General features: G+C 66.2%; 23 protein-coding genes. 12 read left to right on the forward strand and 11 right to left on the reverse strand.

Annotation, left to right across the window (positions count from 1 at the left end):
• Genes gcl through AAHS21_RS24205 form a run of 3 tightly spaced genes read right to left on the reverse strand, consistent with a single transcriptional unit; the run spans position 1 to position 3538 of the window.
• Positions 1-1794 carry a glyoxylate carboligase gene (gene gcl / locus AAHS21_RS24195; RefSeq protein ID WP_342930078.1) on the reverse strand — a complete coding sequence of 598 codons (1794 nt, stop codon included), beginning with the start codon at positions 1792-1794 and terminating at the stop codon, positions 1-3.
• Positions 1791-2684 carry a 2-hydroxy-3-oxopropionate reductase gene (locus AAHS21_RS24200; protein WP_342930079.1) on the reverse strand — a complete coding sequence of 298 codons (894 nt, stop codon included), beginning with the start codon at positions 2682-2684 and terminating at the stop codon, positions 1791-1793. Before AAHS21_RS24200 ends, gcl begins: the two co-directional genes overlap by 4 nt.
• Complete coding sequence (locus AAHS21_RS24205; protein WP_342930080.1) at positions 2681-3538, reverse strand: TIM barrel protein; 858 nt, start codon at positions 3536-3538, stop codon at positions 2681-2683. The genes AAHS21_RS24200 and AAHS21_RS24205 overlap by 4 nt, the downstream gene beginning before the upstream one ends.
• A 247-nt stretch (positions 3539-3785) precedes the next feature.
• Between AAHS21_RS24205 and AAHS21_RS24210 the strand changes: the two genes are divergently transcribed.
• Positions 3786-4940 (forward strand): glycerate kinase, encoded by a 1155-nt coding sequence (locus AAHS21_RS24210; protein WP_342930081.1) that lies wholly within the window; start codon positions 3786-3788, stop codon positions 4938-4940.
• 117 nt (positions 4941-5057) lie between these two features.
• On the forward strand, positions 5058-5987 hold the full coding sequence (locus tag AAHS21_RS24215; RefSeq protein ID WP_342930082.1) for a histone deacetylase family protein: 930 nt from the start codon (positions 5058-5060) through the stop codon (positions 5985-5987).
• Here AAHS21_RS24215 and AAHS21_RS24220 read toward each other — a convergent pair.
• Together AAHS21_RS24220 and AAHS21_RS24225 are read right to left on the reverse strand one after the other, a co-directional pair.
• Positions 5940-6350 carry a hypothetical protein gene (locus AAHS21_RS24220; protein WP_342930083.1) on the reverse strand — a complete coding sequence of 137 codons (411 nt, stop codon included), beginning with the start codon at positions 6348-6350 and terminating at the stop codon, positions 5940-5942. The two genes, AAHS21_RS24215 and AAHS21_RS24220, sit on opposite strands and share 48 nt — an antisense overlap.
• A gap of 134 nt (positions 6351-6484) precedes the next feature.
• Complete coding sequence (locus AAHS21_RS24225) at positions 6485-7675, reverse strand: PPE family protein (protein WP_342930084.1); 1191 nt, start codon at positions 7673-7675, stop codon at positions 6485-6487.
• Between the two features lie 131 nt (positions 7676-7806).
• Between AAHS21_RS24225 and AAHS21_RS24230 the strand changes: the two genes are divergently transcribed.
• On the forward strand, positions 7807-8076 hold the full coding sequence (locus AAHS21_RS24230) for a DUF2277 family protein (protein ID WP_342930085.1): 270 nt from the start codon (positions 7807-7809) through the stop codon (positions 8074-8076).
• On the forward strand, positions 8073-8645 hold the full coding sequence (locus tag AAHS21_RS24235; RefSeq protein ID WP_342930086.1) for a DUF1802 family protein: 573 nt from the start codon (positions 8073-8075) through the stop codon (positions 8643-8645). Before AAHS21_RS24230 ends, AAHS21_RS24235 begins: the two co-directional genes overlap by 4 nt.
• On the opposite strand, the gene AAHS21_RS24240 is transcribed toward AAHS21_RS24235, so the two are convergent.
• The gene (locus AAHS21_RS24240; protein ID WP_342930107.1) at positions 8604-10304 is read right to left on the reverse strand and encodes a CocE/NonD family hydrolase; all 1701 of its coding nucleotides are present in this window, start codon (positions 10302-10304) and stop codon (positions 8604-8606) included. The two genes, AAHS21_RS24235 and AAHS21_RS24240, sit on opposite strands and share 42 nt — an antisense overlap.
• Positions 10305-10412: 108 nt before the next feature.
• On the reverse strand, positions 10413-10991 hold the full coding sequence (locus tag AAHS21_RS24245) for a DUF3558 domain-containing protein (RefSeq protein ID WP_342930087.1): 579 nt from the start codon (positions 10989-10991) through the stop codon (positions 10413-10415).
• Positions 10992-11162: 171 nt separating this feature from the next.
• On the opposite strand from AAHS21_RS24245, the gene AAHS21_RS24250 reads away from it, so the two are divergent.
• The 3 genes from AAHS21_RS24250 to truB are packed head-to-tail and all read left to right on the forward strand — an operon-like array spanning position 11163 to position 13728.
• Positions 11163-12140 carry a metallophosphoesterase gene (locus tag AAHS21_RS24250; protein ID WP_342930088.1) on the forward strand — a complete coding sequence of 326 codons (978 nt, stop codon included), beginning with the start codon at positions 11163-11165 and terminating at the stop codon, positions 12138-12140.
• The gene (locus AAHS21_RS24255; protein ID WP_342930089.1) at positions 12137-12823 is read left to right on the forward strand and encodes a 4'-phosphopantetheinyl transferase; all 687 of its coding nucleotides are present in this window, start codon (positions 12137-12139) and stop codon (positions 12821-12823) included. The genes AAHS21_RS24250 and AAHS21_RS24255 overlap by 4 nt, the downstream gene beginning before the upstream one ends.
• Positions 12820-13728 (forward strand): tRNA pseudouridine(55) synthase TruB, encoded by a 909-nt coding sequence (truB, locus tag AAHS21_RS24260; protein ID WP_342930090.1) that lies wholly within the window; start codon positions 12820-12822, stop codon positions 13726-13728. The genes AAHS21_RS24255 and truB overlap by 4 nt, the downstream gene beginning before the upstream one ends.
• A gap of 101 nt (positions 13729-13829) precedes the next feature.
• Here truB and AAHS21_RS24265 read toward each other — a convergent pair whose 3' ends face one another.
• Positions 13830-14603, reverse strand: a complete 774-nt coding sequence (locus tag AAHS21_RS24265) for an SHOCT domain-containing protein (protein WP_342930091.1) — start codon at positions 14601-14603, stop codon at positions 13830-13832.
• 65 nt (positions 14604-14668) lie between these two features.
• Between AAHS21_RS24265 and AAHS21_RS24270 the strand changes: the two genes are divergently transcribed.
• The 3 genes from AAHS21_RS24270 (at position 14669) to AAHS21_RS24280 (ending at position 17985) form a co-directional block, all read left to right on the forward strand.
• Entirely contained in the window at positions 14669-15472 is an 804-nt protein-coding gene (locus AAHS21_RS24270; RefSeq protein WP_342930092.1) for a crotonase/enoyl-CoA hydratase family protein, read from the forward strand.
• A 63-nt stretch (positions 15473-15535) separates the two neighbouring features.
• Positions 15536-16726, forward strand: a complete 1191-nt coding sequence (locus tag AAHS21_RS24275; RefSeq protein WP_342930093.1) for a lipid-transfer protein — start codon at positions 15536-15538, stop codon at positions 16724-16726.
• Between the two features lie 2 nt (positions 16727-16728).
• Positions 16729-17985 (forward strand): acyl-CoA dehydrogenase family protein, encoded by a 1257-nt coding sequence (locus tag AAHS21_RS24280; protein ID WP_342930094.1) that lies wholly within the window; start codon positions 16729-16731, stop codon positions 17983-17985.
• Here the strand turns inward: AAHS21_RS24280 and mntR are convergent.
• On the reverse strand, positions 17982-18674 hold the full coding sequence (gene mntR / locus AAHS21_RS24285) for a manganese-binding transcriptional regulator MntR (RefSeq protein WP_342930095.1): 693 nt from the start codon (positions 18672-18674) through the stop codon (positions 17982-17984). The genes AAHS21_RS24280 and mntR overlap by 4 nt on opposite strands.
• 144 nt (positions 18675-18818) lie before the next feature.
• Between mntR and AAHS21_RS24290 the strand changes: the two genes are divergently transcribed.
• A complete protein-coding gene (locus tag AAHS21_RS24290) occupies positions 18819-19793 on the forward strand; it encodes a bifunctional riboflavin kinase/FAD synthetase (protein WP_342930096.1) in 975 nt (324 codons plus the stop codon).
• Here the strand turns inward: AAHS21_RS24290 and AAHS21_RS24295 are convergent.
• Both AAHS21_RS24295 and AAHS21_RS24300 read right to left on the reverse strand, forming a co-directional pair.
• Positions 19790-20278 carry an SRPBCC domain-containing protein gene (locus tag AAHS21_RS24295; RefSeq protein WP_342930097.1) on the reverse strand — a complete coding sequence of 163 codons (489 nt, stop codon included), beginning with the start codon at positions 20276-20278 and terminating at the stop codon, positions 19790-19792. The two genes, AAHS21_RS24290 and AAHS21_RS24295, sit on opposite strands and share 4 nt — an antisense overlap.
• 12 nt (positions 20279-20290) lie before the next feature.
• Positions 20291-20623, reverse strand: coding sequence for a metalloregulator ArsR/SmtB family transcription factor (locus tag AAHS21_RS24300; RefSeq protein ID WP_342930098.1), 333 nt, complete (start codon positions 20621-20623; stop codon positions 20291-20293).
• Between the two features lie 172 nt (positions 20624-20795).
• Here AAHS21_RS24300 and rpsO point away from each other — a divergent pair, with 172 nt between their 5' ends.
• The gene (gene rpsO / locus AAHS21_RS24305) at positions 20796-21065 is read left to right on the forward strand and encodes a 30S ribosomal protein S15 (RefSeq protein ID WP_108919997.1); all 270 of its coding nucleotides are present in this window, start codon (positions 20796-20798) and stop codon (positions 21063-21065) included.
• Positions 21066-21260: the final 195 nt, after the last annotated feature.

A 21260-nucleotide genomic window follows, 5' to 3' on the forward strand; every position in this document is an offset into this window, starting at 1 on the left:
CTAGTCGTACAGCAGTGCCGCGGTGGGCGAGTCATCGATGGTGGTGGCCAGCTCGTTGTGTTCGGTGATGTTGTCGATCTCGGTTCCCATCGCGATATTGGTGATGCGCTCCAGGAATACCTCGACCACCACCGGAACCTTGTGTTCGCGTGCGAGTTGCTGGGCCTGGGTGAGCGCGGGCGCGATCAGCGCCGGATCGGTGACCTGAATTGCCTTACAGCCCAACCCTTCCACCACGCGCCGGTGGTCGACGCCATACCCCTTGGGCAGATCGTTATCCCCGGATTCCTGGGCGTTGATGTTGTCGAAGGCCAAGGAGACGAAGTAGTTCATGTCGAAATTGAGTTGAGCCTGCCGGATTAGCCCGAGGTAGGAGTTGTTGACCACGACGTGGACGTAGGGCAGGTTGAACTGAGCCCCGACGGCGAGTTCCTCGATCAGGAACTGAAAGTCGTAGTCGCCCGACAGCCCCACCACGGTGGCCGTGGGGTCGGCCGTGACCACTCCGAGGGCGGCGGGCACCGTCCATCCCAGTGGCCCGGCCTGGCCGCAATTGATCCAGTGCCGCGACTTGAAGACCTGCAGAAATTGGCCGCCCGCGATCTGGGAGAGCCCAATCGCGGTGACATAGCGGATATCACGGCCGAAGACCCGGTTCATCTCCTCATAGACCCGTTGAGGCTTGATGGGGATGTCGTCGAAGTGGGTCTTGCGGTGCATCGTCTTCTTGCGGTCGAGACAGTCGCGCGCCCAACCGGACCAGTCCGGCAGGGTGCCGGCGCAGCGCCGCTCGGCGACCCCGGCGACCAGCAGCTCGAGGGCTGCCTTGGCGTCGGAGACGATGCCGAGGTCGGGGCAGAACACCCGGCCGATCTGGGTGGGTTCGATGTCGATGTGCACAAAGCGCCGCCCGCGCCGGTAGGTGTCGAGCCCCCCGGTGTGGCGGTTGGCCCACCGGTTACCGATACCCATGACGAAGTCCGACTCGAGCAGGGTCGCATTGCCGTACCGGTGGGCGGTCTGTAATCCGACCATCCCGGCGGCCAGCTCATGATCGTCGGGGATGGTGCCCCATCCCATCAGCGTCGGCACCACCGGAACATGCAGCAGTTCGGCCAGCTCGACCAGCAGCTCGGCGGCGTCGGCGTTGATGACCCCACCGCCGGCGATGATCAGGGGCCGCTGCGCGGCGACCAGCATGTCGAGCGCTTTGTCGATCTGCGTGCGGGTGGCCCTCGGTTTGTAGACCGGAAGGGGCGTGTAAGCCTCTGGATCGAAATCGATTTCGGCCAGTTGAACATCGATGGGCAGGTCGATCAATACCGGGCCGGGTCGGCCCGAGCGCATCAAATGGAATGCCTGCGCGAAGGCGCCGGGAACCTGGCCGGGCTCGAGCACCGTCATGGCCATCTTCGTCACGGGAGCCGCTATCGCCGCGATGTCGACCGCCTGAAAGTCTTCTTTGTGCAGCTTGTTGACCGGAGCCTGACCGGTGATCGCCAGGATGGGTATGGAATCGGCGCTGGCCGAATACAATCCGGTGACCATGTCGGTGCCCGCGGGACCGGAGGTGCCGATACACACGCCGATATTGCCCGCTGCCGCACGGGTATACCCTTCGGCCATGTGGCTGGCACCCTCGACATGGCGGGCCAGCACATGCCGGATCCCGCCATGAGCGCGCATCGCCGAATAGAACGGATTGATCGCCGCGCCGGGTAAACCGAATGCTTGCGTGGCACCCTCTAATTCAAGGATTCTGACTGCCGCGTCGACGGTGCGCATCCGGGTCATCGGGTCTGGCCTTCCTGCAATCCCGAGAGGCGTTCGACGCCCCGCAGCAAGCCGGAGTGGTCCAGTGCACCGTCCCCGTTGGCCAGGGCGGAGGCCATCAGTTGCGCGACGACGACGCCAAGCGGTATGGCCGCACCGGCCGTACGGGCCGCACCGGTGACGATGCCCATATCTTTGTGGTGCAGCTCGATCCGGAATCCGGGATCGAAGTTGCGGGTCAACATTTTTGGCGCCTTCTGGTCGAGCACCGCCGATCCGGCCAGCCCGCCGCCCAACACCTTGACCGCCGCGTCCAGGTCGACGCCGTAAGCGCGAAGAAACGTGATGGCCTCCGCGAGAAGTTCGATGTTGCCCGCGACGATCAGCTGATTGGCGGCCTTGACCGTCTGACCCGCCCCATTGGGGCCGACATGAACGATCGTCTTGCCCACGACCTCGAGAAAGGGTTTGGCAGCGGCGAAGTCGTCCTCGGTGGCTCCGACCATGATCGACAAGGACGCGTTCTTGGCACCGGGTTCACCGCCGGACACCGGCGCGTCGATGAGGCGCAGTCCCCGTTCGGTGGCCTGGGCGGCCAGGTCCGCGGTGACGTCGGGGCGAATGGAGGAGAAGTCGATCACCAAGGTCGACGGTTGCGCGTGGGCGAAAACGCCTTCGTCGCAGAGCAACACGCTCTGCACATCGGGTGAGTCGGGCACCATCACCGCCACCACCTCGGCGTCCTTGACGGCCTCGGCAATTGAGTGCGCCTCGGTTCCGCCCGCCTCGACCAGCGCCGCGGCGCGACCGGGCGACCGGTTGTATCCGAACACGGTGTGGCCGGCGCGGGCGAGATGACAGGCCATCGGATTACCCATGATCCCCAGCCCGATAAAGCCGATCCTCGTCACCGGTTCCTCGTTCCTGTCAGTGTTTTCAATGATTCGATGTTGAAGCCGCCACGACCCCGCTCGGCCGGGGGCAGCCAGTCGAAGGTGTCGGGCCGAGAAGCCTGGTATTCCAGGCCGATGTAACCGCTGTATTGCGGCCCCAGCATCGAGAAGTAGTCGCCGAGTGGAATTTCACCGGTTCCCGGCTCCCCACGACCGGGAGCATCGGCGATCTGAATGTGCCCGATGAGTTCGTGGTTGGACAGCAGCGCGTGGACCACGTCGTCGTTGTTGACATACAGGTGGTACAGGTCCGCCAACAGGCGCAGGTTGGTGGTACCCGACTCCGCGTTCACGCGGTTGATGACCCGGACGGCGTCGTCCGCGGTCTCGAGAGGGTAGCGCGGCGCGCCGCTGACGGGCTCGACGAGCACCGTCGCGCCGATGCGCTCGGCGGCTTGCGCGGCATAGGCGAGGTTCGCGGCTGCCACCTCGTCTTGCACGTCGGGCGCTACGTTCTCGATGCGATTGCCGTACAAGGCGTTGAAGGCGCGCGTGCCCAAAATTTCGGCGATGTCGATGGCAACGCGCACGGTGTCGCGGAATTCAGTGGTCAGGGCGGGATCCGACAGGATGCCTCGGTCGCCGCCGGCCATGTAGCCGGCGAAGAAGTTCAGTCCGGACAGCTGCACCCCGGCCTGCTGAATGGCGCGGACGAAGGCCCGCACGTCCGCCACGGGCGGCGCCGCCTCGATGAACGGCCACCAGAACTCCACAGCTTCGAAACCGGCGGCCCGAGCCGCCGCCGGGCGCTCCAGCACCGGCAAGTCGGTGAAAAGAATCGAGCAATTCACCGTATACGTGGCAGCAGCCATTGATGTCCTTCCTTCGTCGTGAAGAACAGATTCCGGATCGTGGAATCACCCCATCGAATTACGAAATCAAGTCAAGGCGACGCGATCGGCCCCTGTCAAGAAACGGCGCGACGCTGGAAACGCGAATTGTCAACGTTGATAAGTCATTTCGATTAACGCTGGGAGTAGCGTTTACGGCGCTTTGACAGAAAAGCGTCGCGTGTGCCAGGTTGTCCGTCAGTCCAGCGCGCGGCTCGACAGTGATGGGATGGCTTCGGTGATGAGGGGCAACGTCGTGTTGGCGCCGGACAAGTTCAAGGGCTCGCTGACCGCACAGCAGGCCGCCCACGCGATGGCGCAGGGGGTGTGCCGGTCAAACCCCGGGTTGACCCCGGTGCTGTGCCCCGTGGCCGACGGGGGAGAAGGCACCCTCGACGCGGTCCTGGCGGCCGGATTCGAACGAGTCGAAGCCCACGCCTGTGGACCGACCGGTGTGCCGGTGCGCACCGCGTATGCCCGCAAGGGCACTCGGGCCGTCATCGAGATGGCCGATATCTGTGGCCTGCAACGGCTTCCAGGCGCTGAGCTTGCGCCGGCGACGGCGTCGAGCTACGGACTGGGCACGGTGGTGCGCCAAGCACTTGACGACGGATGCCGCGACATCGTCATCACCGTCGGCGGGAGCGCCAGCACCGACGGCGGCGCCGGGATGTTGATGGCATTGGGCGCCGAAATCGTGGACCACCGAGGCCATCCGCTTGCGTCGGGCGCCGGCGGGCTCGCCGACGTCGGTCATGTCGATCTGAGCCGATTGCATCCATTACTTCAAGCGGCCACCGTCACACTGGCCGCCGACGTGGACAGTCCGTTGTGCGGGCCGTTCGGAGCCGCCGAGGTCTACGGGCCACAAAAAGGATTGCTGGCCAACGATATTCCACACATCGACCGTAACCTCACCCGATGGGCAGACGTCGTTGGCACCGTGGTGGGCGCCGATTTCCGAGACGCGCCGGGGGCCGGAGCGGCGGGCGGAGTGGGCTTCGCCGCGCTCGCCGTCCTGCACGCACGCATGAGATCTGGCATCGACATGATCCTCGAGCTCGTAGAGCTCGATCAAAGGTTGCCGGGTGCCACGGTGGTCGTCACCGGCGAGGGGCGCCTCGATCATCAATCGTTACGCGGCAAGGCACCGGTGGGTGTGTGCCGTCGCGCGCACACCTACGGCATACCGACCTTCGCTATCGCCGGGGTGTCGACCCTGACCGGCGCTGCGGCCCGAGCGGCGGGCTTCACGGCGGTGCGCACACTCAACGAACTCGAGCCCGATCTCTCTCGGTGTACCGAGAATGCCGCCGACCTACTGTCGCTGGCCACCGAACGGCTGATTCGGGAGAGCACCGAATCACTGATCAGGCCGGGCTGATACCCAGAATCGATCAGACGGCAGCCCTCGGACTGACGTGCTCGGTCCGACGCCTTACTATCGATGCATACAGTATTCCGCGGTGATGGCGCTCACGACCGAAACGAGGTCCCCTTCATGGCCACCCTGCTGCTACACCATCCCAGTTTCGCCGACCACAACACCGCGCGCGGTCACCCCGAGCGCCCGGATCGTTATCGCGCGGTGGAAGCCGTGCTGAGTCAGCCGCACTTCGACCCGCTGGTGCGGCAGCACGCCGAGCCGGCCGATCTCGCGGCGACCCGCTATGTGCATTCCGACCGTTACGTGGACGAGCTGGACGCCGCGCGCCCAGCCGAAGGCCACGTGTATCTGGACGGCGGCGACACGATGATGGACCCATCGACGTGGCAAGTGGTGCTGCGCGGGGTGGGTGGCACGCTACAGGCGATCGACGGCGTGCTGACCGGACAGGTCCAGAACGCGTTCGTCGCATGCCGGCCCCCGGGTCATCACGCCGAAACCGAACGGGCGATGGGCTTTTGCCTGTTCAACAACATCAGCATCGGCGCACGATATGCACAGCACAAATACGGGGTGACACGCGTGGCCATCGTCGACTTCGACGTGCACCACGGCAACGGCACGCAGCAGATCTTCTACTCCGATGCCGACGTACTGTATGCGTCCACCCATCAGATGCCCCTGTTCCCGGGCACCGGCGCGGTAGCAGAGACGGGCGTCGGCAATATCTTCAACGCCCCGTTGCGGGCCGGTGACGGTGGCGCGCAGCTACGCGAAGCCTTTCAGCAGCGGATACTGCCCGCCCTCGACCGCTTCGCACCGGAGCTCATGTTGGTATCCGCCGGATTCGACGCACACCATCGTGACCCGCTCGGCTCGCTGATGATGACCGCCGACGACTTCGGTTGGGCTACGCGGGAGCTGATGAATCTGGCCGAAAAGCATTGTGATGCAAGGCTGGTAGCGGTACTAGAGGGCGGCTACGACCTTCAAGGGCTAACGGACTCTGTCGCGGCCCACGTCGGTGAGTTGATGAAGGGCTAGTTCAGCGTTGGGGACCACGAACCGGGCCTGATTGAGTTTGAGGAATCGGCCGTCGATCGCGTACTGACCGATAGCATAGCTTTCGACGTGCACGATCGACTCGTCACCCTTTTTGACCTGCAGCACCAAACGCGCGGCATACCGGTTCCAGAAGCGGAATTCTTCGAGAGTGAACACTTCACCGTGTGTCACATCTTTGCGCGCGATCGTGACAAGCTCCGCGAACTCGGCTCGAGTCAACGTCTTTCCATTGTCCCGATGTTCGTAGTCCTGGGCGAAGAATGCGTTCATCACGTCCTCGACCGGGCGGTGGCGGCAGAAGAGCAATTCGCGCACCGCGTCGGCAAACGATGGTCGAATCATCGGATCACCTCCGGTCGCGTTCGCGGCATTGCTCCTCTAATGTACCTACCGCCGAGCAGGTTGGTATTGGGCTGCTATGACGAATGGTGAAGGACCCCATCACTTTTACGAATACCCAACGCCTCTTCGCAGTCTTACCCGCCGATTGGTGATCGCGGGACAAGCGCGGAGCGCACGCCCACTCGATGTGTACCGGCGTCGCGGTACACCATGCCTGCGTGACGATGTGCGGACCCGTGCGAAGAGCCGTGGTGTGCCGCCGGTGCAACCGCATGTGAGCCCGCGTTTTCGGCATCCGCCGAGAGCGCGGTGGCCCAACTCGGCGGTACCGACAGCGTTCCCAGTTGGGCGGCTTGACCGAGGCCGGCCGACGGTTCGCCGCTGAGTCCGGCCCGAAACGGGCCGGCGAGCGGATCGATTGATTCCAGAGTGCCGATTTCGGCCGGAATCGCCTCCTCTGCCCCCAAAAGTGAATCACCACCCACCAATTCGAGCCCGGAGCCGGCCAAATCGAGGGCGAACCCACTGATATCGGTGCTCAGCCCGAACCCGTCGGAGCCGAAACCCAGTGCACTGGTGCCGATCTCGGGCGCGCTGCTGCCGCCGACGTCGGCCAGCCGGACCATCGTGGTCGCTAGCTGCGAGGCCGCCTGCATGCCGGTGCCCGTGCTGGTCGAGACGCCTTGAGTAGAGGTCTTCGCCGTTCGCGACAGCATCGCGAATGCGGCGGAAATCCCCGACGACGCCAGCGGCGCCCCCTCGCCCAGCGTCGGCGTGCTGCCGCCCCGGTCGCCGCCGGGTTCGCCCGGCTGCGGGGGCGGGGGGAACGCTGAAAGCCGCAGAGCGCTGGCGGAATTAGCGGCATAGCCGTACATCGCGGCGGTGTCCCGGGCCCACATTTCGCTGTACTCGGCCTCGGCGACCATGATGGCGGGGGTGTTCTGGCCCATCAGGTTGCCGGCTATCAGTGCGCTAAACCGGAGTCGGTTAGCCGCAATCACCGTTGGCGGCACCGTCATTGCGTAAGCCGTCTCGTACGCGCTCGCCGCGACGGTGGCCTGGCTGGCCACCTCCTCACATTGGGTCGCGACGGCCCGCACCCATCCGGCGTAAGGCAGGACGGCCGCCGCCATCGCGGCCGACGAGGGGCCCGACCACGACTCGTTGAGCAGCGCGACGGCCACGGCTTCACAGCCGGCTGCGGCGAGGTGCATCTCGACGGCTAATTCCGCCCATTCGCTGGAGGCGGCCAGCAAGGTCGCCGGCCCCGGGCCCGAGTACATCCGGCCGGAATTCACCTCCGGCGGCAGTACCGCAAAATCCATGTCGTTTCCCGTCTTGCCGTCGGGGGTGAGGCCGCGCTCGGAGCTGGTCGCTTGCTGACTGCATACAGTATGCGACGGTGGGCTTTGCTGTCCATGGGGCGGGTGCCGACGATCCCGCCTATCGTTGAGACATGTGCCGGAACATCACCGAACTGCGCGGTTTGCAGCCTTCGGCCACGGCTGAGGAGATCGCCGCGGCCGCGCGCCAGTATGTGCGCAAGGTCAGTGGCATCACCCGCCCCTCGGCGGCCAACGTCGATGCGTTCGAGGCCGCGGTCGCCGAGGTCACGCGGACGACGACGCGCTTGCTGGAGTCGCTGCCGCCGCGGCGCCAACCGCCCAAGACGGTGCCCCCGTTGCGTCGACCCGAGGTCGTCGCCCGCCTCGCCGCAACGAAATGACGCTCACCGCAACGGCGCCCGCGCTCAAGGAGTGGAGTGCGGCCGTGCACGCATTGCTGCGCGGCCGCCAGTACGTGCTGTTGCGCAAGGGTGGCATCGCGGAGAAGCGGTTCGAAGTCGCGTCCGGTGAGTTCCTGCTGTTCCCGACGGTTGCGCACAGCCACGCCGAGCGGGTCCGGACCGAGCACCGCGACCTGCTGGCCGCCGCGGCCAACGACAGCACCGAGGATCGGCTGGTGATCCGTGCGGCGGCGAAAGTGGTTGCGGCACTGCAGGTTAACCGGCCAGAGCGGCTCGGGGAGATCGAGGATCTGCACATCTGGACTGCCGAGTCGGTGCGCGCCGACCGGCTTGATTTCCGGCCCAAGCACAAGCTCGCCGCGCTGGTGGTGTCGGTGAGCCCGCTGATCGAGCCGATACGCCTGACCCGCACTCCCGAGTACGGCGGCTGCACCAGCTGGGTGCAGCTACCCGTGCGGGGCGCCTTTGCGGTGCCGATGCACGATCCCGTTCACGATGAAGCCGTGCTAAGCGACGTCGCCGCCCGGGTTCGCGACGCCGTTGGCTGACAGGTCGAGCGGGCCGACCGGAAGCAGCAGCCGGGAGCGCCCGTAAGCGATGCTGTGGGTAACCGGTTTCAGATGCCGCGCCGTCAACGTCGGCTCGCCCGTGCCCGGGTTGCGCGCGTAGCGCGGCGACCAGCTGCCGGTGATGAGCAGCCGGATCCGTGATCCGGCGCGGAAGCGGTGCGCGATCGGGTCGAGTTCGATCGTGACCGTCTTCGCCGCCGCGGACAGCCGGCGGTAGCCGTCGCTGAGGTTGCGCGACCGGCCGTTGGCGTCGACCTCGCTGACCCGGACGAACAGGTCCGCGTTCGGGTTATTCGAGCGGTGCGCCAGCTCGACGACCGGGTTTCCGTATACGCACAGATCGCGCAGCAGGGTTGCGCTGTTAAAGCTCAGCACATCGTCGCGCAACGCGAGGCGACTGTCATCGCGGTAGCCGCCGATCGGGGACAGCAGCCCACCGCCGATGGTCGGCGTCGGGTTGGCGGGGTCGTAGCGGAAGGTCGCCGGCGGCAGCTTCGGCAGGTCGGTGGGCGACGTGTCGTCCAGGTAACGGCCGGGCCGCAGGTACAGCGCGCGCTGCGACGTGGCGGGCGGCCAGTCCGGCAGGTTTCGCCAGCCCTGGCCGGTGACACAGACGCGAACCCGGCCGGGCCGGCCGAGCGCCGTGGCGCCCGCCAGATAAGTGTCCAGCCAGTCCAGCGTCTCGCGCAGGCTGGTGCGCAGCCCCTTGGTGAGCAGCTCGGTGTGTGTCCAGGGGCCGATCGTCATCGCGACGTCGACGCCGCGGCGGCGCAGGTGGCGGTATTGCTGCACCGTTTGCCGCACGAAGACGTCCTGCCAGCCGCCGAGCAACAGCACCGGCACTTGGACGCGATCCAGGGACGAGCCGAACCGCAGCTGTTGCCAGAACGGGTGATCCGGGTCGGCGTTTTCCACCCATGACTCGAACCACGGCGCCCCGGCACCCAGCATCCGGCGGGCCGACGCGCCGAACGGCGCCCCGGCGACCGCCTTCGCGATCCGTCGCGGCGCTCGCAGTTGCCGGATGCCCGACCGGAGGCGAATCGGGTCTTCTTGATGGGCAACGAGATCACTCCAGCCCAAAAAGTCGCTGACCGCGAACGACCCGGTGCCGTAGACCGAGTCCGCGAAATCATGCGGGCCAGCGGTGATCACCGCCGCGGCCAGCTGAGGTGGCGGCTCCTGCAGCATCGCCCACTGGGTGAAGCCCAGATAGGACGGTCCCAACGTGGCGAAGCTGCCGGTGAACCAGGGCTGCTCGACCAACCAGGCGACCGTGTCGGCGCCGTCGGTGGCCTCGTTGACCATCGGCTCGAATACGCCGGCGGAACCGAACGTCCCGCGCACACTTTGCAGCACGACGTGGTAGCCCCGCGCGGCGTACGGCCGGGCGAACAACAGGGAGAACGGAAATCCGCGCCCGTAGGGTCCGCGCACCAGCACGGTGCCGGCCGGGCTGGACGTGGCCGGTGCATAGTGATCGGCGACCAGCCGCACCCCGTCGCGCATCGGGACTTCGACTCGGTTCACGCTGTAGCCGGTGGTGGCCGGCCGCAGACCCAGCAGCCGGCCCGCGGCGTTGACGCCGGCCTCGGTCAGGCCGTGCAGCGCGGGTTCGGCGGGTCGCGTCGATGTCATGCTCACGCTCATCAGGTTAAGGCCGACCTGGGGTGGTTATTGACGCCGACGCGAATTCATTTCGGCCACGAAACATCGTGCTCAGCGGCGCCGGTCGGCACGGCGCGGCTAGAACTTGTAGTACGGCGTCAGGTCGTTGGCCCGCGCCAGGTTGGTCGACGGGCAGTCGACCTCGGGGTTGGAGTAGACCGTCGAGTAGAACAGCGCCTGCTGCAGCACGCCGTAGCTGGTCTTGAACGCCACCATGCAGGAGAAGAACCAGTAGCTGTTGTGATAGGTCGGCTTCAGCACCCAGTACGTCGCGGCGCGGTGTCCCTGGATCGTGGTCTCAAGGGCGTCAGGGGGCAGGGACTGCTCATAGGTGCGCCAGATGATGGGCTCGACGGCGAGCTGATAGTTGCCGGCGTCGAATTGGCAGCGCAGGCCGTCCTGGGGTTCGGGCGGGGTGAACGCCAGCCCGAGCCGCTGCAGCGCGTCGAATGGGATGTCCCGGCAGGGATCGAACGGGCTCGGGTCGGTGGTAGCGATGATCGGGCTCTTCATCGTGGTCTCCATCGGCTGCGCCGTCGACCGCAGATCGACGGTGTTGCCACCGCCGGTTGGTGCTGGCGGCGCGCTGTGCCAGCCCAGCACGACCGCTGTCATCACCGCACCGAGCGCCCCGATCAGGCGCACCTTGGTAAACATGACACCCCCTAGCCCTCGGCCGTCCCTTTTGCGGGGAGTTTACAAGTCACGTGCGCGAGGTCACAGCCAAACCTGAACTTGTTCTAATTGGCAGGTGGCAAAGGCCAACGACAACGGTCCAAGGCCGCAGCGGGACAGGGTCACCGCGCCGGGTCGTTAGGCTGGTTAGTCGTGGTAGGGAAAGAATCGGGGCAGGACTCGACTAATGGGGGACAGCCGACACTGTGGGCGGTCTCCGACCTGCACACCGGCCACATGGGCAATAAGCCGGTCACCGAAGCGCTGCATCCGTCGTCGCCGGATGACTGGCTCATTGTCGCCGGTGACGTGGCCGAGCGCACCGACGAGATCCGATGGGCCCTTGACCTGCTGCGACGCCGATTCGCCAAAGTGATCTGGGTGCCCGGCAATCACGAGCTGTGGACCACCAACCGCGATCCCAACCAGGTCTTCGGCAAGGCTCGCTACGACTACCTGGTCAACATGTGCGACGAGATGGGCGTGATTACGCCGGAACACCCCTACCCGGTGTGGACCGAGCGCGGCGGCCCGGCGACGATCGTGCCGATGTTCTTGCTCTACGACTACACCTTCTTGCCAGAGGGGGCGCTGAGCAAAGCCCAGGGCCTGGAAATCGCGCGCGAGAACAATGTGGTGGCCACCGATGAATTCCTGCTCTCCTCGGAGCCGTACCCCACCCGCGACGCCTGGTGTCGTGAGCGGGTGGACATCACCCGGGCGCGCCTCGAGCAACTCGACTGGATGACACCGACCGTTCTGGTGAACCACTTCCCGTTGGTGCGCGACCCCTGCGACGCGTTGTTCTATCCGGAGTTCTCGCTGTGGTGCGGGACCACCAAGACCGCCGATTGGCACACCCGTTACAACGCCGTCTGCTCGGTCTACGGCCACCTGCACATCCCGCGGACCACGTGGTACGACGACGTGCGCTTCGAGGAGGTCTCGGTGGGCTACCCGCGAGAGTGGCGGCGCCGCAAGCCGTACAGCTGGCTGCGCCAGATCCTTCCCGATCCGAAATACGCGCCCGGCTACCTCAACGACTTCGGCGGTCACTTCGTGATCACCCCCGAGATGAAGGCGCAGTCCGAACAGTTCCGGGAAAAGTTGCGGCAGCGACAGTCACGATGAGCGCAGACACGTTGGTGTCGTCGGTGTTGCCGGCGACCGTCGAGATTGCGGATGCGATGGCGTACTCCGAGGTGTACTCCGACCCGCCGGGCCTGACCCCCCTGCCCGAGGAGGAGCCGCTGATCGCCAAGTCGGTGGCCAAGCGGCGCAACGAGTTCATCACCGTTCGGTACTGCGCGCGCATCGCGCTGGGCGAGCTGGGCGTGGCGCCGGTGCCGATTCTCAAGGGGGACAAGGGCGAACCCTGCTGGCCCGAGGGCGTGGTCGGCAGCCTCACGCACTGCGCGGGGTATCGCGGTGCGGTGGTGGGGCGCAGCGCCGCGGTGCGTTCGGTAGGTATCGACGCCGAGCCGCACGACGTGCTGCCGGGTGGCGTGCTGGACGCGATCAGCCTGGCCGAGGAGCGCGCCGAAATTCCGCAGGCGATGCCGGACGGTCTGCATTGGGATCGAATCCTGTTCTGTGCCAAGGAAGCAACCTACAAGGCGTGGTTCCCGTTGACCAAGCGATGGCTGGGTTTCGAAGACGCTCACATCAGCTTCGAGGCCGACGGTCCCGCATCGGGCACGTTCGTCTCCCGGATCCTGATCGATCCCGAGGCGCGGTCGGGTCCGCCGCTGACGGCGCTGCGGGGCCGCTGGTCGGTCGAGCGAGAACTCGTGCTGACCGCGATCGTGTTATGAACCAAAGCCCCACCGGTCCGGGATTGGTCGTCGTCGACAAGCCCGCCGGGATGACCAGTCACGACGTGGTGGGGCGCTGCCGGCGAATCTTTTCCACCCGGCGGGTGGGCCACGCGGGGACGCTGGACCCGATGGCCACCGGTGTGCTGGTAATCGGGGTCGACCGGGCCACCAAGCTCCTGGGCCTGCTGACGGCATCGGAGAAGTCGTATGGCGCCACCATCCGCCTCGGTCAGACCACCACTACCGAGGACGCCGAAGGTGAACTGCTGCAAACTATTTCGGCCGCACATGTGACGGACCGGGCCATCGCCGACGCGATCGCCGGGCTGCGTGGCGACATCGAGCAGGTGCCGTCGGCGGTCAGCGCCATCAAGGTCGACGGCAAGCGCGCCTACCAACGGGTCCGCGAGGGCGAGACCGTCGAGCTCAAGGCCCGCCCGGTGCGCATCGACCGGTTCGAGGTGTGCGAGACGCGGCGCTGCGGCGACGTGATCGATCTCGACGTCGACGTCGACTGCTCGTCGGGGACCTACGTCCGCGCGCTGGCCCGCGACCTGGGCACCGCGCTGGGGGTGGGCGGGCACCTGACGGCGTTGCGGCGCACCCGGGTCGGGCGCTTCGGGCTGGACCAGGCGCTGACCCTCGACGAACTCGCGCAGCGGCCGCGCTTGAGCCAGACGTTGGACGAGGCGTGCCTGCTGGTGTTCCCGCGCCGCGTCCTGACGCCCGAAGAGGCCGAGGCGACCAGCCACGGCCGGCCGTTGTCGCCGGCCGCAATCGACGGCGTCTATGCCGCCAGCGACGACGACGGCCGGGTGATCGCACTGCTGCGCGACGAGGGTTCGCGGACCAGGTCGGTGGTGGTGTTGCGCCCGGCGACGATGCAGAACGGGACGTTCTGAGGAGGAGTCGGGCTATCAGACGGCGCCCGGCGACGATGCAGAACGGGACGTTCTGAGGAGGAGTCGGGCTATCAGACGGCGCCCGGCGACGCTGCAGCTCCTCAGAGCCGGCTGAGCAGTTCGGCCTTCTTCGTGGCGAATTCCTGGTCGGAGAGGATGCCGCGTTCGTGTAATCCGGCCAGCGATTCGATGGCGGCAATGATGGCCGCGGCGTCTGTGGGCCCGCCTGCTGCGGCGCTCGGCGCGGGTGTTTCGGGCGCGGCTGCCGGCGTTTCGGGCGCGGGTGTCTGGGGCGTGGGAGTCTCGGCGGGTTGCACACCGAGCTCACGCAAACTGAGCACGCCGAACGTGCCGAGCTGGCTGCTGAAGCCGACCGAGCTGATCCCGCCGCCCTGCTGCTGTTGTACGCCACCGATGTGGTGTTCGCCAGTATCGAAAACCCTTGTCACACCGCCGATCTCGATCACCAACCGCCGACTGGACGGGAAGAACGCGTAGCGCACGTCGTTCTGCGCGCCGACCGCACTCGGGACGCCGAGATCGGCCGGCCACCAGTTGTTCGCCGAGAATCCGATCTGGGACTGCGTGGTCGATGCGGGAAAGACCGTGGTGGTCGCGAGCAGCTGGACCAACTCGTTACACAGCGCGTCGACGCGTGCCTTGAGCGCGTTGTCGAACATGTCGCCGACCATCGTCATCCCGCCCCGCATCCATTGCCCACTGCCGCCGAGTTCGGGGATGTTGAACTGGGCCATGGTGCCGCTGCCGGCGCGCAGGGCGAACAACATCGTCAGCACTGCGTCGCGGGAGAGTCCGTGACGCGCGGCGATCTCGTCAACGGCTTTGGTGGCTTCGGGGGTGACCGATGCGTTCATGCTCCGAGCCTACGCAAACCTGGGGGAACGGGCAGGGGACGACGACGTCGCGGTAAGTTCCAATCGTGAGTGAAGACAGGGTTCGGGTGCGCGTCTCAGACGGTGGCGTAGCCACGGTGACAATGGTGCGCAGCGACAAACACAATGCGCTTGACCAAGCCATGTTCGAAGGCTTGATGGATGCCGCAGACCAACTGGCACAGGATAATTCGGTTCGTGTGGTCGTCCTGCACGGCGAGGGGAAGAGCTTCTGCTCGGGCCTGGACATCGCGAGTTTCATGTCCGGGCAGGGCGGCACCGGCGTGCTGCTGGAACGTGACGGCGACCGGCTGGCCAACTTCGCACAGCGGGTGGCCTACGACTGGTCGCTGGTGCCGGCGCCGGTCATCGCGGCGATTCACGGGAACTGCTTCGGCGGCGGTCTGCAGATCGCGCTGGGCGCCGACATCCGGATCGCCACACCGGACGCGAAGCTGTCCGTGATGGAGGTCAAGTGGGGGCTGGTTCCCGATATGGGCATCACGCAGTCACTGCCGCGACTGGTCCGTATCGATGTGGCCAAGGAGTTGACGTTCACCGGCCGCGTGCTGCCCGGCAGCGAGGCTTTGGCGCTCGGACTTCTCACCCGGATCAGTGATGATCCGTTGGCTTCCGCGCTGGCGCTGGCGAACGAAATCGCGCGGAAATCCCCGGACGCCGTGCGGGCTGCCAAGCGCCTCTACGACGAGACGTGGGTCAGCAACGACGCCGCCGGCGCGCTCAAACTCGAATCCGAGCTGCAGGTCGGCCTGATCGGCAAACCCAATCAGCTTGCCGCGGTAGTGGCCGGAATGTCGGGGGAGGACCCAGTCTTCGTCGACCCTGCTTGACCCGCTGGCTAAGCTCCGGACTAGACGGGTGTCAACTCGCCCCACATCTGCGGAAGGCTCGCTATGTCCAACAAGGTTTACGTCATCGGCGTCGGCATGACGAAGTTCGAGAAGCCGGGCCGCCGCGAGGGCTGGGACTACCCGGACATGGCGCGCGAATCGGGCACTAACGCGCTGGCCGACGCGGGCATCGACTACAGCGACATCGAGCAGGGCTACGTCGGTTACGTCTACGGCGAGTCGACCTCGGGGCAGCGCGCCCTCTACGAACTGGGCCTGACCGGAATTCCGATCGTCAACGTCAACAACAACTGTTCGACCGGCTCCACCGCACTGTTCCTGGCCGCGCAGGCGATTCGCGGCGGGTTGGCCGACTGCACGATCGCCCTGGGGTTCGAGAAGATGAAGCCCGGATCGCTGGCGGCGACCTACGAAGACCGCACCAACCCGATGGACAAGCACATCAAGGCGATGGCCCAGATCAGCGAGTTCGCCTTCCCGGCGGCGCCGTGGATGTTCGGCGCGGCGGGCCGCGAGCACATGTTGCAATACGGCAGCACCGCCGAGCACTTCGCCAAGATCGGCTACAAGAACCACAAGCACTCGGTGAACAACCCGTTCGCGCAGTTCCAGGACGAGTACACCCTCGAGGACATCCTGGCCGCCAAGATGATCTACGACCCACTGACCAAATTGCAGTGCTCGCCGACCTCGGACGGCTCGGGCGCGGCGATCCTGGCGTCGGAGGGCTTCGTCGATCGGCACGGGCTGGGGAGCCAGGCGGTCGAGATCGTCGGGCAGGCCATGACCACCGACTTCAAGTCCACCTTCGACGGCAGCGCCAAGAGCCTGATCGGCTACGACATGAATGTGCAAGCGGCACAACGCGTTTACCACCAGTCCGGGCTCGGTCCGGAGGACTTCCAGGTGATCGAGCTGCACGACTGCTTCTCGGCCAACGAGCTGTTGCTCTACGAAGCCCTGGGGCTATGCGGTCCGGGCGAGGCGCCGAAGCTGATCGACAACGGCGACACCACCTATGGCGGACGCTGGGTGGTCAACCCGTCCGGCGGCCTGATCTCCAAGGGCCACCCGCTGGGCGCGACCGGGCTGGCGCAGTGCGCCGAGCTGACCTGGCAGCTGCGGGGCCGGGCCGACAAGCGTCAGGTCGACAATGTCAGTGCCGCACTGCAACACAACATCGGGCTGGGTGGCGCCGCCGTCGTCACCGCATACCAGCGGGCCGAGCGCTGAGCATGATCGAATGGTCCGAGACCGATCTGATGATGCGCGATGCCGTTCGTCAGTTCGTGGACAAGGAGATCCGCCCGCATATCGACGAACTGGAAACCGGTGTGCTGTCGCCGTATCCGATCGCGCGCAAGTTCTTCAGCCAGTTCGGCCTGGACGCGATGGCCGCCGAATCGGTCAAGAAGATGCTGGACCGCGAGCGCGCCAGGGCCAACGGTGAACCCAAACCCGAAAAGCGCGACGGCACAGACGATTCCGGTGGCCTGGGTGGCCAGCAGTCGATGGTCGCGGTGCTGGTGTCCGAAATCGCGCGGGTCAGCATCGGATTGCTGAGCACCGCGTCGGTCAGCCTCGGTCTGGGCGCGGCGACGATCATGAGCCGCGGCACGCTGGCCCAGAAAGAGCGCTGGCTACCCGAGCTGATGACGCTGGAAAAGATTGCGGCGTGGGCGATTACCGAGCCGGACTCCGGCTCGGATGCGTTCGGCGGCATGAAGACCTACGTCAAGCGGGACGGGCAGGACTACATCCTCAACGGACAGAAGACATTCATCACCAACGGGCCGTACGCCGACGTGCTGGTCGTGTACGCGAAGCTCGACGAAGGCGACGCGGCGCCGGACAAGCAAGACAAGCGCAACCGCCCGGTGCTGGTGTTCGTGCTCGACGCGGGGATGGAAGGCCTGACGCAGGGCAAGCCGTTCAAGAAGATGGGCATGATGTCCTCCCCGACCGGGGAGCTGTTCTTCGACAACGTGCGGCTGACCCCGGACCGGCTGCTCGGCGAGAGCGAACAGCAGAGCGACGGCCGCGAAAGCGCGCGCGACAATTTCGCCGCCGAGCGGATCGGGATCGCGATGATGGCGCTGGGCATCATCGACGAATGCCACCGGCTCTGTGTGGATTACGCGAAGACCCGCACGCTGTGGGGCCGCAACATCGGGCAGTTCCAGCTGATCCAGCTCAAGTTGGCGAAAATGGAAATCGCCCGGATGAACGTGCAGAACATGGTGTTCATGACGATCGAGCGTCAACAGGCCTGTAAACCGCTGACGCTGGCCGAGGCGTCGGCGGTCAAGCTGTATTCCTCGGAGACGGCTACCGAGGTGGCGATGGAGGCCGTGCAGTTGTTCGGCGGCAACGGCTATATGGCCGAATACCGCGTCGAACAGCTGGCCCGCGACGCCAAGTCGCTGATGATCTACGCCGGCAGCAACGAGGTCCAGGTCACCCACATCGCCAAGGGTCTGCTAGCCGGCTAGGGCACCACCCAGATCGCCCGGGCGGCGGGACTGCCCAGATCGACAGTGGTCTCGGCGCCGTCGGCGGCTTCGATCGCGACCGAGATCATGCCGGCGAATTCGCGGCGGGTCACCACCCGCACCTGCGAGTCCAGGTTGATCCCGACGCTGTCGAAATACCGCAGCATCTCCGGGTCCTTGTCGGAGATGCGGGCCACCGTGATGGTTTCGTCCTCGCCGCACGCCCACAGCTGGCGCACCGGCCGGGTGGGCACCTGGCCGTCGGAAGCCGGGATCGGGTCGCCGTGCGGGTCGCGCTGCGGGAAGCCCAGTTTGGCGTCGATGCGGTCCACCAGCCGGTTCGATACCGCGTGCTCGAGCACTTCGGCCTCGTCGTGCACCTCGTCCCAGCCGTAGCCGAGCTCGTTGACCAGGAAGGTTTCCAGCAGCCGGTGTCGCCGCACCACTTCGAGCGCCGCGCGCCGGCCCGCTTCGGTCAGGGTCACGGCGCCGTACTTCGCGTGGTCGACCAGGCCCTGCTCGGCGAGCTTGCGGATCGATTCCGAGGCCGTGCTGGCCGAGACGCCGATTCGGTCGGCCAGCATCTTGGTGCTGACCTTTTCCACCGACCACTCCTGGGCATTCCAAATGACCTTGAGATAGTCCTGGCCAACCGCGGTGAGACCGCCGGCCTCTTCGTCAGCCCTCACAAACAAAAAGTTTAGGCACTCTAGGTCTGGTCTGGCGTGGTGACCGGCCCAGCCGGTGTCGCCGTGCCGAAAACACCCGCCCCGGGACTGCGGAATCGGGATCCTACGGCGCGTCGGGCCGCAGCGCACCGTAGGCTTGCCATCGTGCAGCGGTGGCGCGGCCAAGACGAGATTCCCACTGACTGGGGCCGATGCGTGCTCACGATCGGGGTGTTCGACGGTGTGCACCGCGGTCACGCGGAGTTGATTGCGCACGCGGTGAAAGCCGGACGGGCACGCAATGTCCCGGCCGTGCTGATGACGTTCGATCCGCACCCGATGGAAGTGGTCTATCCGGGCAGTCACCCGGCGCAGCTGACCACGCTGACCCGGCGCGCCGAGCTCGTCGAGGAGTTGGGTGTCGACGTCTTCCTCGTGATGCCGTTCACCACGGATTTCATGAAGCTCACACCGGAGCGCTACGTGCACGAGTTGCTCGTGGAGAACCTGCATGTCGTCGAGGTCGTGGTGGGGGAGAACTTCACCTTCGGCAAGAAGGCGCTCGGCACGGTCGACACCCTGCGCAGGGCCGGTGACCGGTTCGGATTCGCGGTGGAGTCGATGTCGCTGTTGTCCGAGCATCACAGCAACGAGAACGTGACGTTCTCCTCGACCTACATCCGCTCCTGCGTGGACGCCGGCGACATGGTGGCGGCCACCGAGGCACTGGGCCGCCCGCACCGCGTCGAAGGCGTCGTCGTACGCGGTCACGGGCGGGGCGCCGAGCTGGGCTTTCCCACCGCGAACGTTGCCCCGCCGATGTACTCGGCGATCCCGGCCGACGGCGTGTACGCGGCCTGGTTCACCGTGCTCGGGCACGGACCGGTGACCGGCACCGTCGTCCCGGGGGAGCGCTACCAGGCCGCGGTCTCGGTGGGCACCAACCCGACGTTCTCCGGGCGTACCCGCACCGTCGAGGCGTTCGTCCTGGACTCCGAGGCCGACCTCTACGGCCAGCACGTGGCGGTGGACTTCGTCGCCCGGTTGCGCGGCCAGCTCAAATTCGACTCCGTCCGCGACCTTGTCGCGGCCATGGGAGACGACACGGACAAGGCCCGCCAGATCCTGTCGTCGTCCTAGCTGCCGGACGCCACCAGGTCGTCGATCTGGTTGATGGCTGACGTGGCGCCCTCGATCACGCCCATGTCCAGCACCGTCCGCAGCGCCTCGGCCGACTCGTAGGTGGTGACGTAGGTGGCGCGGGTTCCGCCGTTGTGTTCGGTGAAGGTGAAGACGTTCGTCGCCACCGGCAGGTCGGGGTTGGGGTTGAAGTCCAGGTCGGCGAAGCCGTCGGTGAAAGTGAAGCTCCTCGGTTCCTCGACGGCGGTGATCTGCCAATAGCCGGCGTGCTTGTCGCCGTCCGGGCCGGTCATGAAGTACGTCGTGCGGCCGCCGGGCCGCAGGTCGTGGTCGACCACGGTCGCCGGGTACGACGGCGGACCCCAGACCTTCTCCAGCTGACGCGGATCGGCGTAGACCTGCCAAATCCGGGCCACCGGCGCGGCGAAGTCGGCCGTGATGGTGAGAGTGAGAGCGTCCGGGTCGTGCTCGTCGGTCACCGGCATGGTGTGTTCTCCCTAGTTGTCGTCGGACGAGATGAGTTCGTCGATACGTGCCACGTGGCCACGCCAGATCTGCTCCAACTCGCCGAGCATCGAGGCCACCGACCGCACCGCAGTCACCTCACCCCTGGCCAACTGCTCGCGACCGCTGCGACGCTTGGTGAGCAGGCCCGCCTTCTCCAGCACGGCGACGTGTTTCTGCACAGCGGCGAAGCTCATCTCGTACTTCACTGCGAGCGCGGACACCGAATGCTCCCCGGCCAGCGCTCGGCGCAGGATGTCGCGCCGCGTGCGATCGGCCAAGGCGTGGAACTGGGCGTCGGCCCGGTCCTCCTCGTCCACGATCACCCGCCAAACATACAACCAATCGGTTGTATGTTGTCAAGGCGAGCTGCTGACCTGCCGCGATTTAGATGCGGACCGGTCCCGCTGATACACTCGGCCACCGATGCGTGAGCTGCAGTCCGCGGCGGCCACGTTGGACCCTTTCCTCGCGGGACCGATTGATGGAGTTAATTTCGTGGCGCTTACCGCCGAGCAGAAAAAAGAAATTCTGGGCCAGTACGGCCTGCATGACACCGACACCGGATCGCCGGAGGCGCAGATCGCGCTGCTGACCAAGCGGATTTCCGACCTCACCGAGCACCTCAAGGTGCACAAGCACGACCACCACTCGCGGCGCGGCTTGCTGCTGCTGGTCGGTCGCCGGCGCCGGCTGATCAAGTACATCTCGCAGATCGACGTCGAGCGCTACCGCTCGCTGATCGATCGGCTGGGCCTGCGTCGCTGACGCAGCGCCCATCCCACATCACTCTGGCGGGCTAAGTTCGCCCATGTAGAGTGGATGCGTTCTGGGCCGGTCTGGCCCGAGCAGATGGTGCGGTCCACGCAGATCCGCGTGTTCCGTTCCAGCGTGTCACGACGAGAGCAGCCCAGTCTGTATCGGGCGGTCTTCGGTAGTGGCAGCCGGGCTCCCCGGATCTGG

Origin of the sequence: Mycobacterium sp. 050272 (assembly GCF_039023525.1) — a bacterium.
GTDB lineage: Bacteria > Actinomycetota > Actinomycetes > Mycobacteriales > Mycobacteriaceae > Mycobacterium.

Coding starts and splice junctions, on each gene's coding strand:
- gcl (WP_342930078.1), bottom strand. CDS start 1,794: ATGACCCGGATGCGCACCGTCGACGCGGCAGTCAGAATCCTTGAATTA.
- AAHS21_RS24205 (WP_342930080.1), bottom strand. CDS start 3,538: ATGGCTGCTGCCACGTATACGGTGAATTGCTCGATTCTTTTCACCGAC.
- AAHS21_RS24210 (WP_342930081.1), top strand. CDS start 3,786: ATGGCTTCGGTGATGAGGGGCAACGTCGTGTTGGCGCCGGACAAGTTC.
- AAHS21_RS24215 (WP_342930082.1), top strand. CDS start 5,058: ATGGCCACCCTGCTGCTACACCATCCCAGTTTCGCCGACCACAACACC.
- AAHS21_RS24220 (WP_342930083.1), bottom strand. CDS start 6,350: ATGATTCGACCATCGTTTGCCGACGCGGTGCGCGAATTGCTCTTCTGC.
- AAHS21_RS24225 (WP_342930084.1), bottom strand. CDS start 7,675: ATGGATTTTGCGGTACTGCCGCCGGAGGTGAATTCCGGCCGGATGTAC.
- AAHS21_RS24230 (WP_342930085.1), top strand. CDS start 7,807: ATGTGCCGGAACATCACCGAACTGCGCGGTTTGCAGCCTTCGGCCACG.
- AAHS21_RS24235 (WP_342930086.1), top strand. CDS start 8,073: ATGACGCTCACCGCAACGGCGCCCGCGCTCAAGGAGTGGAGTGCGGCC.
- AAHS21_RS24240 (WP_342930107.1), bottom strand. CDS start 10,304: ATGACATCGACGCGACCCGCCGAACCCGCGCTGCACGGCCTGACCGAG.
- AAHS21_RS24245 (WP_342930087.1), bottom strand. CDS start 10,991: ATGTTTACCAAGGTGCGCCTGATCGGGGCGCTCGGTGCGGTGATGACA.
- AAHS21_RS24255 (WP_342930089.1), top strand. CDS start 12,137: ATGAGCGCAGACACGTTGGTGTCGTCGGTGTTGCCGGCGACCGTCGAG.
- truB (WP_342930090.1), top strand. CDS start 12,820: ATGAACCAAAGCCCCACCGGTCCGGGATTGGTCGTCGTCGACAAGCCC.
- AAHS21_RS24265 (WP_342930091.1), bottom strand. CDS start 14,603: ATGAACGCATCGGTCACCCCCGAAGCCACCAAAGCCGTTGACGAGATC.
- AAHS21_RS24275 (WP_342930093.1), top strand. CDS start 15,536: ATGTCCAACAAGGTTTACGTCATCGGCGTCGGCATGACGAAGTTCGAG.
- AAHS21_RS24280 (WP_342930094.1), top strand. CDS start 16,729: ATGATCGAATGGTCCGAGACCGATCTGATGATGCGCGATGCCGTTCGT.
- AAHS21_RS24295 (WP_342930097.1), bottom strand. CDS start 20,278: ATGCCGGTGACCGACGAGCACGACCCGGACGCTCTCACTCTCACCATC.